General features: G+C 58.5%; 16 protein-coding genes, 1 tRNA gene and 1 pseudogene. 14 read left to right on the top strand and 4 right to left on the bottom strand.

All coding sequences use genetic code 11. The features are described 5' to 3' along the window. Nucleotides 1-174: 174 nt before the first annotated feature. Nucleotides 175-3,189, top strand: coding sequence for an isoleucine--tRNA ligase (gene ileS, locus BLQ98_RS10855; protein ID WP_093733340.1), 3,015 nt, complete (start codon nucleotides 175-177; stop codon nucleotides 3,187-3,189). Nucleotides 3,190-3,222: 33 nt separating this feature from the next. After that, a complete protein-coding gene (locus tag BLQ98_RS10850; RefSeq protein WP_093733339.1) occupies nucleotides 3,223-3,681 on the top strand; it encodes a methylated-DNA--[protein]-cysteine S-methyltransferase in 459 nt (152 codons plus the stop codon). 43 nt (nucleotides 3,682-3,724) lie between these two features. Here BLQ98_RS10850 and BLQ98_RS10845 read toward each other — a convergent pair whose 3' ends face one another. Further along, nucleotides 3,725-4,420 (bottom strand): CDP-alcohol phosphatidyltransferase family protein, encoded by a 696-nt coding sequence (locus tag BLQ98_RS10845; RefSeq protein WP_093733338.1) that lies wholly within the window; start codon nucleotides 4,418-4,420, stop codon nucleotides 3,725-3,727. Nucleotides 4,421-4,609: 189 nt separating this feature from the next. Here BLQ98_RS10845 and rpmB point away from each other — a divergent pair, with 189 nt between their 5' ends. The 3 genes from rpmB (at nucleotide 4,610) to BLQ98_RS10830 (ending at nucleotide 5,909) form a co-directional block, all read left to right on the top strand. Beyond that, nucleotides 4,610-4,909, top strand: a complete 300-nt coding sequence (gene rpmB, locus BLQ98_RS10840; protein ID WP_093733337.1) for a 50S ribosomal protein L28 — start codon at nucleotides 4,610-4,612, stop codon at nucleotides 4,907-4,909. A gap of 99 nt (nucleotides 4,910-5,008) precedes the next feature. Continuing rightward, entirely contained in the window at nucleotides 5,009-5,353 is a 345-nt protein-coding gene (locus BLQ98_RS10835) for a hypothetical protein (RefSeq protein WP_093733336.1), read from the top strand. A 46-nt stretch (nucleotides 5,354-5,399) separates the two neighbouring features. Next, nucleotides 5,400-5,909, top strand: coding sequence for a copper chaperone PCu(A)C (locus tag BLQ98_RS10830; RefSeq protein ID WP_093733335.1), 510 nt, complete (start codon nucleotides 5,400-5,402; stop codon nucleotides 5,907-5,909). 39 nt (nucleotides 5,910-5,948) lie between these two features. Here the strand turns inward: BLQ98_RS10830 and BLQ98_RS10825 are convergent, their stop codons facing one another. Both BLQ98_RS10825 and BLQ98_RS10820 read right to left on the bottom strand, forming a co-directional pair. Beyond that, nucleotides 5,949-6,662: an NAD-dependent deacylase gene (locus tag BLQ98_RS10825; RefSeq protein ID WP_093733334.1), complete on the bottom strand. Its 714-nt coding sequence runs from the start codon at nucleotides 6,660-6,662 to the stop codon at nucleotides 5,949-5,951. Between the two features lie 57 nt (nucleotides 6,663-6,719). Further along, nucleotides 6,720-7,685, bottom strand: a complete 966-nt coding sequence (locus BLQ98_RS10820; RefSeq protein WP_093733333.1) for a LysR family transcriptional regulator — start codon at nucleotides 7,683-7,685, stop codon at nucleotides 6,720-6,722. 180 nt (nucleotides 7,686-7,865) lie between these two features. Here BLQ98_RS10820 and BLQ98_RS10815 point away from each other — a divergent pair, with 180 nt between their 5' ends. From BLQ98_RS10815 to BLQ98_RS18085, 9 genes and pseudogenes are all read left to right on the top strand, one after another. Then, nucleotides 7,866-8,747, top strand: coding sequence for a carbon-nitrogen hydrolase family protein (locus BLQ98_RS10815; protein ID WP_093733332.1), 882 nt, complete (start codon nucleotides 7,866-7,868; stop codon nucleotides 8,745-8,747). Between the two features lie 81 nt (nucleotides 8,748-8,828). Next, nucleotides 8,829-9,047 carry a translation initiation factor IF-1 gene (gene infA / locus BLQ98_RS10810; protein WP_005851736.1) on the top strand — a complete coding sequence of 73 codons (219 nt, stop codon included), beginning with the start codon at nucleotides 8,829-8,831 and terminating at the stop codon, nucleotides 9,045-9,047. Between the two features lie 54 nt (nucleotides 9,048-9,101). Further along, entirely contained in the window at nucleotides 9,102-9,680 is a 579-nt protein-coding gene (locus BLQ98_RS10805) for a Maf family protein (protein WP_093733331.1), read from the top strand. Then, nucleotides 9,677-10,699: a ribonuclease E/G gene (locus BLQ98_RS10800; protein WP_093733330.1), complete on the top strand. Its 1,023-nt coding sequence runs from the start codon at nucleotides 9,677-9,679 to the stop codon at nucleotides 10,697-10,699. Before BLQ98_RS10805 ends, BLQ98_RS10800 begins: the two co-directional genes overlap by 4 nt. Continuing rightward, complete coding sequence (locus BLQ98_RS10795; RefSeq protein WP_093733329.1) at nucleotides 10,696-10,887, top strand: DNA gyrase inhibitor YacG; 192 nt, start codon at nucleotides 10,696-10,698, stop codon at nucleotides 10,885-10,887. Before BLQ98_RS10800 ends, BLQ98_RS10795 begins: the two co-directional genes overlap by 4 nt. 102 nt (nucleotides 10,888-10,989) lie before the next feature. Then, a tRNA-Phe gene (locus BLQ98_RS10790) sits at nucleotides 10,990-11,064 on the top strand. A gap of 137 nt (nucleotides 11,065-11,201) precedes the next feature. Continuing rightward, nucleotides 11,202-11,678 (top strand): annotated as a pseudogene (locus tag BLQ98_RS10785) (IS66 family transposase); the annotation flags it as partial. A gap of 2 nt (nucleotides 11,679-11,680) precedes the next feature. Next, nucleotides 11,681-11,902 (top strand): hypothetical protein, encoded by a 222-nt coding sequence (locus BLQ98_RS10780; RefSeq protein WP_093733328.1) that lies wholly within the window; start codon nucleotides 11,681-11,683, stop codon nucleotides 11,900-11,902. Nucleotides 11,903-12,064: 162 nt separating this feature from the next. Continuing rightward, nucleotides 12,065-12,298, top strand: a complete 234-nt coding sequence (locus BLQ98_RS18085; protein WP_141135320.1) for a hypothetical protein — start codon at nucleotides 12,065-12,067, stop codon at nucleotides 12,296-12,298. A 314-nt stretch (nucleotides 12,299-12,612) separates the two neighbouring features. On the opposite strand, the gene BLQ98_RS10775 is transcribed toward BLQ98_RS18085, so the two are convergent. After that, nucleotides 12,613-12,886, bottom strand: a 274-nt coding sequence (locus BLQ98_RS10775; protein ID WP_141135319.1) for an integrase core domain-containing protein, incomplete at its 5' end; no start/stop codon positions are given.

The following is a 12,886-nucleotide window of genomic DNA, read 5'->3' as shown; positions in this document are numbered from 1 at the left end:
CGGTCGATCTGCTGCGGCCTATAAGGCTGAATATGACCCGGAACTCCGCGATCATTATACGAATTATTTTCCCGGCGCTCTGATTGACGAGACGCCGGGCAGAGGTGCTTGAGTTCTTCGCACCGTATCCGAACATTCACCATTCCGAAATTCCGTTGCCAAAGGACGCCCGCCATGTGCGCCGACACCCCCGAAACGCTTGACTATAAATCCACGCTGAACCTGCCGAAAACCGATTTCCCGATGCGTGCGGGCCTGCCCAAACGCGAACCCGAATGGCTGGAGCGGTGGGCAAAGATCGGCGTCTATGATCGCCTGCGTGAAAAGCAGGGGCGCACCCCCTTTACGCTGCACGATGGCCCCCCCTATGCGAACGGCAATCTGCACATCGGCCACGCATTGAACAAGACGATCAAGGACATGATCGTGCGGTCGCACCAGATGATGGGTTTTGACGCGCGCTATATCCCCGGTTGGGATTGCCACGGCCTGCCCATCGAATGGAAGATCGAAGAGCAGTACCGCCAGAAGGGCCGCGACAAGGACGATGTGCCGATCAATGATTTCCGCGCCGAATGCCGCAAGTTCGCCGCCGGCTGGGTTGATGTGCAGCGCGAGGAATTCAAACGTCTGGGCATCACCGGCAACTGGGCAGACCCCTATCTGACGATGGATTTCCACGCGGAACGTGTGATCGCCGAAGAATTCATGAAGTTCCTGATGAACGGCACATTGTATCAAGGGTCCAAACCCGTGATGTGGTCGCCGGTTGAAAAGACCGCGCTGGCCGAGGCCGAGGTGGAATACCACGACAAGGAAAGCTTTACGATCTGGGTAAAGTTTAAGGTTGTGGAGAGCGGCGGAAACAAAGGTCCAAACTCTGATTATTTGGGGGCGCTAAATGATCAACAAATTATTGATCTAGCTTCTCCGGAGCGAACTGAAGAATACATCGAAAATGTGAAATCTCTTGACGGCGCAAACGTCGTGATCTGGACCACGACGCCCTGGACCATGCCGTCCAACAAGGCTGTCGTCTATGGCGAGGATATCTCTTACGGTCTGTATGAAGTCATCGGCCGCCCCGAGGAATCCTGGGTCACCATCGGCGACCGTTATCTGCTGTCGGACAGCATGGCGATGGATGTGTTCGGGCGTGCGCGTCTGGACGAAACCATGGTGCGCCGTCTGCGGGATGTGACGCAGGACGAGCTGGCAAATATCTCGTTGCAGCACCCGCTGGCGGGGGCCGAAGGCAGCAATGGCGAATGGGATGATCTGCGCGACTTCCGCGCCGCCGATTTTGTGACCGACACCGAAGGCACGGGCTTTGTGCATTGCGCGCCGTCCCATGGTCTTGAGGAATATGAGCTCTACCGCGGGCTGGGGATGCTGGATCAGGTGATCACCTATAACGTGGTCGAAGACGGGTCCTTCCGCGCGGATATGCCGTTCTTTGGTGGGAAGAAGATCCTCAAACCCAACGGCAAGGAAGGCGACGCCAACACCGCCGTGATCAACAAGCTGGTCGAGGTTGGCGGGCTGCTGGCGCGGGGCAAGATCAAGCACAGCTATCCGCATTCCTGGCGCTCCAAGGCACCGGTCATCTATCGCAACACGCCACAGTGGTTTGCCGCGATCGACCGGCCCGTTGGCGACGGTCAGGACACATTCGGCAAGACCATCCGTGAACGCGCCCTGACCGAGATCGACAACGTCAACTGGGTGCCCAAAAAGGGCCGCAACCGTCTGCATTCGATGATGGAGGCACGCCCCGACTGGGTGCTGTCGCGTCAACGTGCATGGGGCGTGCCGCTGACCTGCTTTACCAAAAACGGCGCGCTGCCAACGGATGAAGACTTCTTGCTGCGCAACCCCGAAGTCAACCAGCGTGTGGTCGACGCGTTCGAAGCTGACGGTGCGGATGTCTGGTACGAAGATGGCGCAAAAGAGCGTTTCCTGGGTGGGATTGTGAACCCCGACGACTATACCCAAGTCTTCGACATTCTGGACGTTTGGTTCGATTCCGGTTCAACCCATGCGTTCGTGCTGCGCGACCGTGAAGACGGCTCTGAGGACGGTATCGCAGACGTTTATATGGAAGGCACCGACCAACACCGCGGTTGGTTCCATTCGTCGCTGCTGCAATCCGTAGGCACCACTGGCCGCGCGCCTTACCGCAACGTGGTGACGCATGGGTTCACATTGGATGAGAAGGGCATGAAGATGTCCAAATCCATCGGCAACACCATCGTGCCCGAAAAGATTGTCCAACAATATGGCGCGGATATTCTGCGGCTTTGGGTTGCACAGACGGACTATACCGCGGACCAGCGGATCGGGCCGGAAATCCTGAAAGGGACCGCCGACAGCTACCGCCGTTTGCGCAACACCATGCGCTATATGCTGGGGGCGTTGTCTGACTTTACCGATGCCGACCGGACCGAACCCGCGGAGATGCCAGAGCTTGAACGCTGGGTGCTGCACCGTGTGGCAGAGCTGGATCAGGTCGTGCGCGAAGGCTATGCGCGCTACGACTTCCAAGGCGTGTTCCAGGCGGTGTTCACCTTTGCCACGGTTGATCTGTCCGCGTTCTATTTCGACGTGCGTAAGGATGCGCTGTATTGCGACGGCGACACGCTACGCCGCCGTGCTGCGCGCACTGTGCTCGATATCCTGTTCCACCGTCTGACGACATGGCTGGCCCCTGTGCTGGTGTTCACCATGGAAGAAGTCTGGCTTGAACGGTTCCCCGGCGATGAAAGCTCGGTCCACCTGACGGACATCCCTGAAACGCCCAAAGCGTGGCTGGATGCTGATCTGGCGGCGAAGTGGGCCAAAGTGCGTGCCGCACGGCGGGTCGTGACGTCTGCGTTGGAAGTGCAGCGGGTCGAGAAGGTCATCGGTGCCTCGCTCGAGGCAGCGCCAATGGTGTTTGTCGCAGATGATGCGCAGCGTGCGGCGCTTGAGAGTGTCGCGTTCGAGGATGTCTGCATCACGTCAGCCATTGCGATCACCGGCGATGACGCTCCGGCAGAGGCATTCCGCATGCCAGAGACCGACGGCGTTGCCGTGGTGTTCGAGAAAGCTTCGGGCGAGAAATGCGCACGCTGCTGGAAGGTGCTGCCTGACGTTGGCACCCATGATCACGCGGGCGTTTGCGCCCGTTGTGACGAAGCCGTGTCCTAAAATGACGCAGCGCCGCTTTATCCGGAGTTTCGGGTGAAGCGGCGCAGTATCCCCACGCGGTTTGGTACCTTGGTCGTAGCCGAGGATGCAGGCGCGATCACCCACCTGCAGTGGGGGCAGGGTTCCTTACATGATGACGCTGGCCGCGTGCTGGATGACGCAGAGGCGCAGCTGCGTGCCTATGATGCGGGGCGGCTGACGCAGTTCACCCTGCCGTTGCGAATTGGCGGAAGTGCCACGCTGCAGGCGGTCTGCGCCGAGATGTCGGCGATCCCTTTTGGCGATACGGTGACCTATGGCGACATCGCGACCAAGTTGGCGATCCCCGCGCAGGTCGTGGGACAGGCGTGCGGGCACAATCCGATTCCCGTCATTGTGCCGTGCCATCGCGTGATGGGGGCAAAGGGGCTGACCGGATATTCGGGGGACGGCGGCGTAGAAACGAAAGTCGCCCTGCTGCGCCATGAAGGGGCCGCAGGGCTGCTGATCTAGATTTTAAAGTTATGTGCGGTAATGTTGATCGCGGGGCGTCGGTTCAGGCCTTGCGATCGTACAGGTATTGCTGCGCCACGCCGGCAAACATTAGGTATAGACTGGTGATGACCAGACCCCAATGTGCCCAGCTTTGCGGGTGGAAATCGACCCAAGCGGCCCATCCTGCAAAGAAGGTCCAGGCCAGCGCCATCGGCAATGTAACCGCGCGCCAACGCTCTGTCCGAACAGGGTGCACGAACTTGAGCGGGGCGAACATGGTCACTGCCAGAACCGTCACCAGCACCAGCGATACCCACCACGGCGGCGACAGGGCAAATAGCACCAACACCAGCATGTTCCAGCACCCCGGAAAGCCCCAAAAGGAATTATCCTTTGTTTTCATACGTGTATCGCAGAAGTACATGGCGCTGGCAAAGGTGACGATGATGATCATGACCCAACCGCTCCACCCGTCCATGAGGCCGGATTGGAACAACGCAAAGGCGGGAATAAAAACATAGGTCAGGTAGTCAATGATCAGATCAAGCAGGACGCCATCAAACTCGGGCGCGTTGGTCTTTACATTATATTTACGCGCCAGTGGCCCGTCGATCCCGTCTACGAAAAAAGCCACCACCAGCCAGAGGAACATCATGTCCCAACGTTCTTCGGCGGCGGCGAGCATGGCGAGCATGGCGAAAATCGCACCCGTTGCAGTAAACAGATGGACAAGAAGGGCGCGGGAATGAATGTTCATGCGCGACAGATGGCAAATCTTTTCGACGGATGCAAAAGGAAAAGCGTGCGATGGCGTGCAGGCTTGGGTTGACCCCGCTCTCGATTCCGCCTAAAGCCAGCAAACCAATTTCAGGGTTTGCCGTAGCGCGGCCCATATGGGTATTGCTCCGGATCGCCGGAAAATGCCCCGCAGCAAAAGGATAGACCCATGTCGCGCGTTTGCGAATTGACCGGAAAAGGCCCGATGACGGGCAACAACGTAAGCCACGCCAAGAACCGCACACGTCGCCGGTTCTTGCCAAACCTGAACGATGTTACCCTGCAGTCCGAAGCACTGGGCCGTGGTTTCAAGTTCCGCATCTCGGCAGCTGCTCTGCGCACTGTTGACCACCGCGGTGGTTTGGACAAGTTCATGGCGAAGGCAAAGGACACCGAGCTGTCCGTCAGCGCGTTGAAAGTTAAGAAAGCAATTGCAAAGTCCAGCGCTACAGCCGAAGCGCTGTCGTAAGGCTTTCCAATCGTTACGATGTTGCAGCCCTGGCCCTTGGCCGGGGCTGCGTCGTTTTGGGCAGGTGCATTGTCACCAGCTTTGGCTAGGGTGCGGCCTATGACCCTGCGTTCTCTATCAGCTTTGGTACTTGCGTTGATGCTTGCCCTGACAGGGCAAAGCATGGCCGTTGCACGTGGCGCGTCTGCTGCGATGGGTCAGATGGTGCTGTGTACCGGTGCAGGCCCTGTGGCGATCTATGTAGATGCACAGGGCAAGCCCACGTCGGCCCCGCATATATGTCCCGATTCGGCGCTCAACGTTGCCATGTCAGATGCCGTGGCTCTGGTTGCTACACCGATGCGGATCGTGGTTTTAGTTGCACCATTGTTGTATTTCCCGACAGCTGATGTGCCGCGCCGCAAAATGCGCCACGACCCTAGAGCACCGCCTGTCGCTGCCTGACGTACGACTTTCACAGACATTTTGAATATGACGACAGGATATATCAATGACACCTGCTTTGCTGACCCGCGCCGTTTGCGCACTGTTTCTCTTTTCTGCCCCCCTCGCTGCCGAAGGTATCATGGTGGATGACGCCTACATCCGCAGCTCGACCGCGAAATCTACCTCCGGTGCGGCATTTATGGTGGTGATGAACCACTCCAGTGCGGATGACCGTTTGATCGGTGCGTCTTCCGACGTGGCCGATAAGGTCGAGCTGCATTCGCACCGTTCTGACGATAATGGCATCATGCGCATGGGCGAGATCGAAGGCGGCGTGGCCATTGCCGCGGATGAAATGCACGCCTTTAAACGCGGCGGCGATCACCTAATGTTCATGGGGCTGAAAGAGTCGCTTGTAGAAGGGGCGATGGTGCCCGTCACGCTGGAGTTCGAAAAAGCCGGTGCGGTCGAGATCGAGGTGATGGTCGATCAGGACCGCAAGCCGAACCACGGCAAGATGAAGCACGACCACGGCGATATGGATCACACCGGTCACGAGATGCCGAAAGACTAACGTCTTTTCTGCACACGAATGGCGGCGGCCCGGCGTTTGTTAGAACGTGGGCCGCTGTTCTCCGGGGGTGCCCAGCAATTCCTCCACCCAATCGGTGACCACACGTGTCGCCGGACCGGTGCGGTGTTCGGCAAACTGGTTTCCGACGGCAGAGCGTTCGAGGTTCATCTCTACCGTGTGGGCCCCGTTGCGGCGGGCCTCTGCGACGAAACCGGCGGCGGGGTAGACGTTGCCCGATGTACCGATGGCCGCGAAAATATCGGCCTCGGCCAAATGATCAAAAATCGCATCCATGTCATAGGGCATTTCGCCGAACCACACGATGTCAGGTCGCGCGGCGGGGGCTTGGCAGGCGGGGCAGGGATCGCCGACAGCCATCGCCATATCCGCGGGCCAACGGTGATCGCAGCTGGCGCAAAGCGCCGAGTTCAGCGCGCCGTGCATATGGATCACCCGCGCACCGCCCTGTTCATGCAAGTCATCGACGTTTTGGGTCACGATGACGACCTGACCCGCATAGTGCTGCTGCAGCTTGGCCAGCGCCTGGTGCGCGGCATTTGGCGATACCTCTGCCGCCTGCTTGCGACGACCGTTATAGAAATCGACGACCAGTTGAGGATCACGGGCAAAGCCTTCGGGTGTGGCGACGTCCTCGACGCGGTGTTGCGCCCATAGCCCGTCTTCGGCACGGAAGGTTTCAATGCCGCTTTCCGCAGAAATGCCTGCGCCTGTCAGAATAACGATCTTGCTCATGTCAGCCCCTCTTTCTTGCGCCCGAGTGAAACAGTCCCGCACGTCTTGCGCAAGCGGTCAGCCCGCGAGCGTCTCGAAACTGGGGGCGAGCCACGGCAATTGCGCGACCGTCGGCGCGATCATATGCGACCGGAGCAGTTGGCGCATCGTATCAGCGATATTCTGCGGCACCGGTCCCGTCCAATCCGACCCTGCGAACAGGGAAATCTGACGCGACAGCCCCGGTACGGGCAGGGGATGCACCGCGAGCTGTTGGTGGAACCGCTCTGCGCGGCAATAGCCGAAGGGCGTCGTGATGGCCCAACCGATGCCCCGTGCCACCATCGCCATCAAGGCAAGGTGGCTGCCGATTTCGAACTGCGAATGCAGCGTGATATTACTGCGCGTGAGGTGGTTGGTGATCTGGTCGGCAATCAGTTGGTCGGTGGCGTATTTCACGAACGGCAAAGTCGATCGCCCCGCCATCAGGTCCGCGCTGTTGCCCTCAAAACCGGCAGGGGTCACGATTACGAATGGGTCGCGTGCCAGCGGAATTTCGATGAGCCCGCTTTTGGCATCCCCGCTGGTGGCGGCGATAGCAATGTGAAGGGATTTGTCCTGAACCGCCTGGATCAACCCCTTGCTGCCGTCGGTGACCATCCGGAAGCGGCAGCCTGCCATGCTGTCGGCCAGAAGCGTTGCGAGGCGGGGGGTCAGGTCATTGTCAAAATCGTCGATCACCCCGAGGCTCAGGTCGCTGAGGTTTGCAAGGTCCATCACCGTCAGTTCGGATTGCGCCAAGCGGATATGGGCAAGCGCTGCACCGCTGTGACGCAGAAAGCTTTCGCCCGCAGCGGTCAGTTTCATCGGGCGCGTACTGTGATCGACAAGCGCTGCGCCCATAGCGGCTTCGAGGTTGCTGATCTGTTGACTGACGGCGGGTTGGCTTAGCCCTGTCAACGCAGCGGCCTGCGCCACAGACCCACGGCTGGCCAATGCCTCGAACACTTCTATGCCGCGTAGGGTGATGCCCTTTTTGATCATGATGTCCCGCCCTTGGTCCTTTCGGATTTAGTGAAGCATGACCAATATTTTGGCAAGGTTCGTGCGTATTTCTAAGCATTGGTTTCACAAAACTGAAATGAACTGCGGAAAACACGCGTTCCCCTTGAAGCTGCCCCGTGCGCAGCGCACCATATGGCTCATCACGCACCGGAGGCTTTCATGAAAATCGCAACAGCCGCATACCCGCTGGACGTTTTGTCCAGCTGGGCACATTACGAAGATAAATTGGCAGGCTGGGTCGCAACTGCGGCGGCCAGTGGGGCAGAGCTGCTGGTATTCCCCGAATATGGCGCGATGGAACTGGCCACGCTCGCGGGGCTGGATGTAGCTGGCAACCTGGAGGCGTCGCTGTTCGCTGTATCTGACCGGCTGGCGGATGCAGATGCGACACATCAGAAACTTGCAGCTGAATATGGCGTGCATATCGTCGCAGCGTCCGGACCTGCGGTCACCGATGCAGCCCCCCGTCCGGTAAATCGCGCCCGCCTGATCACGCCTTCGGGGCAAATCGGGGTGCAGGACAAACAGATCATGACCCGATTCGAACGCGAGGTCTGGGGCGTGGTCGGTGGAGAGCCTTTGCGCATCTTCGAGACGGCATTGGGCAAGATCAGCATCCTGATCTGCTATGATAGCGAATTCCCTTTGCTGGGTCGCGCCTTGGCAGATTGCGACATCATCGCCGTCCCTAGTGTGACCGAAGCCTTGGCAGGCTACTGGCGCGTCCGCATTGGATCCATGGCGCGCGCGCTGGAGAATCAATGCGTTACGGCCATGTCATCCTGCGTCGGGCCTGCGGATTGGTCCGACGCGCTTGGTGATTCTTATGGGGCAGGCGGCATATTCTGTCCGCCGGATGTGGGCTTTCCGTCCACCGGCGTCCTTGCCGCCGCAGAGATCAACGTGCCCGGCTGGACCTTTGCCGAGGTCGACATCGCACAGATCAGCCGTGTGCGTGCAGATGGGGTGGTTTTGAACCGAAACCACTGGGAGGACCAGTTCGGGCGTGACGCAACGGCCATAAACGTGCCTTTGATGTGAATACCCCTTGAAAAAAGGGAAAATTGCGCCCATTTAAGCCTGCGTCCTGAAATTGCAGGACAAAGTGTTCAAGGAGAGACCATGGCCAAGGAAGACACGCTCGAATTCCCCGGTATCGTGAAAGAACTTCTGCCGAACGCGACGTTCCGGGTCGAGCTTGAAAACGGCCATGAGATCATCGCGCATACGGCAGGCAAGATGCGTAAGAACCGCATCCGTGTTCTGGCTGGCGATAAGGTACAGGTGGAAATGACCCCCTATGATCTGAGCAAAGGCCGGATCAATTACCGCTTTAAATAAAACGCTTATCCGAAAATCACCTCGTGGTTTTCGGGCAGCGATCTAGGATCCCATATGAGTTTTATCCTCGGATCAGGAAGCCCGCGCCGCAAGGAATTGCTGGCGCAAATTGGCGTTGTCCCAGACGATATTCGCGCTCCCGATATAGACGAAACCCCGCTGGCTGCCGAACTGCCGCGCCCCTATTGCGCGCGCATGGCCAGTGAAAAGGCCGCCGCTGTGCAGGCCGGGGGGGATGATATCGTGCTCTGTGCCGATACAACCGTCGCTGTCGGCCGCCGTATCTTAGGCAAACCCGAAGACGAGGCCGAGGCGATCCGCTTTTTACGTCTCATGTCGGGGCGTCGTCACAAAGTTATCACGGCAGTCGCGGTCAAGCGCGGTGACAAGCTATGGCAGCGTGATGTAGTCAGCACCGTCCGCATGAAACGCCTGTCAGATGTTGAAATCTCGGCTTATCTGGCAACAGGAGACTGGCAGGGTAAGGCCGGCGGCTATGGCATCCAAGGACCGGCTGGCGCATTGATCCCCTGGATCAGCGGATCGTTCACCGGCATCGTCGGCCTGCCATTGGCCGAAACCGCAAACCTGCTGCGTGCTGCAGGATATGTTTTCGCAGGAGAGACCTCATGAAGGGCCGTACGATCGTTCTGGACCATTTTGGCGACACCGAAGCCGCCGCGCTGATCGTGGACGGCAAGCTGGATGATCTTTTGATCGACAGTGACGGGCCGCGCCCCGGCACGATCTACCGCGCCATTGCGGACCGCCCGGTCAAAGGGCAGGGGGGGATGTTCCTCAAGACGCCTGATGGCTCTGCGTTCTTGCGCCAGATCAAGGGGTTGGCACCCGGACAGCCAATTCTCGTGCAGGTTTCGGGCTATGCCGAACCGGGAAAAGCCATTCCGGTGACACAAAAGCTATTGTTCAAAAGCCGCTATGCTATCGTGACCCCCGGCGCGCCCGGCACCAATATCTCGCGCAGCATTCGGGACGAGGAAGAACGTGACCGGCTGCTCGAGATCGCCCATGAGGCCGCAGACGGGGCCACGCACGGGCTGATTCTGCGGTCCTCTTGCGCTGGTGCCGATGCGGACGACATCGCTGATGATATCGACGCGATGCTGACGCTGGCTGACAAGGTGCTTGATGACCCGTCCACCGAGATGGAGTTGTTGTCCGAAGGCGACGGCCCACACATTTTAGCGTGGCGCGACTGGGTAGAGCCGGCAGACATTGTGACCGATCCCGGCGGGTTCGAGACCCATGGCGTTTTGGATACCGTCGATAGTCTTTCGCAGCCGCGCGTCGCTCTTGACGGCGGTGCCTCCATGTTCGTTGAACCCACACGCGCCTTGGTCGCCGTTGACGTGAACACCGGTGCGGATGTGTCGCTCGCCGCTGGTATCAAGGCCAACATGGCCTGCGCCCGCGCCTTGCCCCGTGCCTTGCGTCTGCGCGGTCTGGGGGGGCAGATCACGCTGGATCTTGCACCCATGCCCAAGAAAGACCGCCGCCCGTTCGAGACCGCCTTGCGTCAGGCGTTTCGCGCTGATGATGTGGAAACCACTTTGGTGGGTTGGACACCGCTTGGGCACTATGAGCTGCAGCGCAAACGCGCCCGTATGCCCCTGGCAGAGGTGCTAAAGTGACCTGCCCGATCTGTAACGGCGAAACCTCCCTCAAGTATCGTCCCTTCTGTTCGGGGCGCTGCGCGGACGTGGATTTGGCAAAGTGGCTAAACGGCAGCTACGCCACGCCAAGCCGCGATCCCGAGGATGTCGAGGCCGCAATCGAGGCCAGCAAGGCCGCTTTGAACGCTCCGGACAAGCCACATTAGAACTTTCCGAAAAAACCTTTGCCAAACATGGCGAAAGCCTCTGGACACCCCCGCCGCAAAATCCTAGAACGCGCACACCCGACCACTACGGTGGTCTCCGGTGCCCGGGTAGCTCAGGGGTAGAGCAGTGGATTGAAAATCCTCGTGTCGGTGGTTCGATTCCGCCCCTGGGCACCATTAAATTCAGCTAAGTAGCTGAATTTAAATGTATAATGTATTTTAGAATTTGATTTATACACCCAAATATCCACCTTTTGGTTCCAAGTCGATTTTCTAGGGGCAGTGCCATTTGGTCTTGCATGGCATTCGCGCGACTATTCGGTATTGAGAGCATCGTAATGTTTAAAGTTACTCGCCTTGCCGCCCGCCAGGACCTCTCCCGTCCCTTGGTGAATAGCCTCCATGACTGGCTGCAGGAAGAGCGCGCAAAACTGTCCAGACACAACAAGGTGGCTAAGGCGATCAACTACATGTTCGAGAAAGCGGGCCGTTGGCAGGCCTTCACGGCATTCCTCCATGACGGGCGCATCTGCCTGACGAATAATGCGGCCGAACGCGCCCTTCGCGGGGAGGCCCTGGGTAGAAAGTCATGGCTCTTCGCGGGTTCCGAGCGCGGCGGTGTGCGAGCCGCCGCCATGCATACCCTGATTGTCACGGCCAAAATGAACGACATCGACCCACAGGCCTGGCTCGCAGATGTCCTCGCCCGGCTCCCCGACATGCCCGTCTCGCGCATACGTGAGCTTCTGCCCTGGCACTGGAAGACCCGGCCCCTTGCTGAGGCGGCATAATCATGGAGCTAAACAAGGTGCATTCCGTCAAGACCATCGACCGCGTTGCTGCCGAACTGGGCGAAACCGTCGATCGGATCTTCGATCTCGCCATCTGTATGGATACCGAAGATGGCGTGATCTGGGTCTATGGCCCCGCCGACGACAGCGTCATCGCCTTCACTCCGTTCGGCATCGAAAACCTGCGAGACCTGATCGAAATGGACCCTGACCCCGCGCGTTGACCGCGCTGTGGCCTACGCCGGATGCTTACAAAAAGACTGCGGCCAGTTGTGTAGTTACACTTCACGCCGTGCGGTTGGACTGAAAATTCTAAACTCTCTTCTTAGCGGCAGGCAAAACTGACAAAACTGACAAAACTAAATGTCTCAAAAGTGAAATGGCCGATGTCAGCATTGGTGGATTGCGCCGATGTATTTTGGCGACGATCCAGAAGATCGGCAATGCGCTGCGAGCTGGCTAAAACCTACCCTATGGGTATCCCGCTGGATACGCAGGAGAAGCGCGGCGCAGGTGCCTCGATGTTGATGCAAGCAAAGAACGCCTTCCTCGACAAGATCATCTCTGACTGCTCGGTCAGGAGCCGTACCTTGAAGTCGACGGTGGCTAAGCGCGCCTAGCGCAGCGGTGCGCGTAAAACTGCGAACCAAGAGGAAGAAGAGGAAATGACCAATGCCTACGGACTGGTGGCGCACAAGGAGCTGACACAGTTTTCTACCGTGGCATCTCAGACTACAACCTGCTCCAAGTATTTATACCTTGGGAAGGATTTCAGGAATTCACTGGCAGAGACAGCTGCATTTTTGTGCTCAATGCCATGGCACCAAGATTACGCGGCGAGGCCTTCAACATCGCCAAGAGTGTCCGTCGTCATATAAAATGGGGCATCAGAGCGGTTTGAGCATTGGAGGCTCTGGCTCGTATGTGTAGTTGATTATGCGGCTTGTTTTTGGTGTTGCAAGCGACGTTGGCGGATTGTCTGCTTCTTGATCTTTTCCCTTTCCCTCAGAATGGCTTTGTCGCGGCCAAAGTAGACGTCGGCTGGCGTGACGTTGTTCAGGCTCTCGTGGTAGCGCTGGTTGTTGTAGTATTCGACGAAGGCCCCGATCTGACGCTCAAGATCGCCTGGCAGGTAGTAGTTTTCCAGCAGAACCCGGTTCTTCATGGTCTGGTGCCAGCGTTCGATTTTGCCTTGGGTTTGTGGGTGG

The organism is Sulfitobacter litoralis, assembly GCF_900103185.1.
Classification (GTDB): Bacteria; Pseudomonadota; Alphaproteobacteria; order Rhodobacterales; family Rhodobacteraceae; genus Sulfitobacter; species Sulfitobacter litoralis.
The sequence above is the reverse complement of the archived record's forward strand: the minus strand, read 5'-3'. Positions and strand labels throughout refer to the sequence as shown.

Coding starts and splice junctions, on each gene's coding strand:
- BLQ98_RS10845 (WP_093733338.1), bottom strand. CDS start 4,420: ATGAACATTCATTCCCGCGCCCTTCTTGTCCATCTGTTTACTGCAACG.
- BLQ98_RS10815 (WP_093733332.1), top strand. CDS start 7,866: ATGAAAATCGCAACAGCCGCATACCCGCTGGACGTTTTGTCCAGCTGG.
- BLQ98_RS10825 (WP_093733334.1), bottom strand. CDS start 6,662: ATGAGCAAGATCGTTATTCTGACAGGCGCAGGCATTTCTGCGGAAAGC.
- BLQ98_RS10835 (WP_093733336.1), top strand. CDS start 5,009: ATGACCCTGCGTTCTCTATCAGCTTTGGTACTTGCGTTGATGCTTGCC.
- BLQ98_RS18085 (WP_141135320.1), top strand. CDS start 12,065: ATGTCAGCATTGGTGGATTGCGCCGATGTATTTTGGCGACGATCCAGA.
- BLQ98_RS10820 (WP_093733333.1), bottom strand. CDS start 7,685: ATGATCAAAAAGGGCATCACCCTACGCGGCATAGAAGTGTTCGAGGCA.
- rpmB (WP_093733337.1), top strand. CDS start 4,610: ATGTCGCGCGTTTGCGAATTGACCGGAAAAGGCCCGATGACGGGCAAC.
- infA (WP_005851736.1), top strand. CDS start 8,829: ATGGCCAAGGAAGACACGCTCGAATTCCCCGGTATCGTGAAAGAACTT.
- BLQ98_RS10780 (WP_093733328.1), top strand. CDS start 11,681: ATGGAGCTAAACAAGGTGCATTCCGTCAAGACCATCGACCGCGTTGCT.
- BLQ98_RS10800 (WP_093733330.1), top strand. CDS start 9,677: ATGAAGGGCCGTACGATCGTTCTGGACCATTTTGGCGACACCGAAGCC.
- BLQ98_RS10805 (WP_093733331.1), top strand. CDS start 9,102: ATGAGTTTTATCCTCGGATCAGGAAGCCCGCGCCGCAAGGAATTGCTG.
- BLQ98_RS10830 (WP_093733335.1), top strand. CDS start 5,400: ATGACACCTGCTTTGCTGACCCGCGCCGTTTGCGCACTGTTTCTCTTT.
- ileS (WP_093733340.1), top strand. CDS start 175: ATGTGCGCCGACACCCCCGAAACGCTTGACTATAAATCCACGCTGAAC.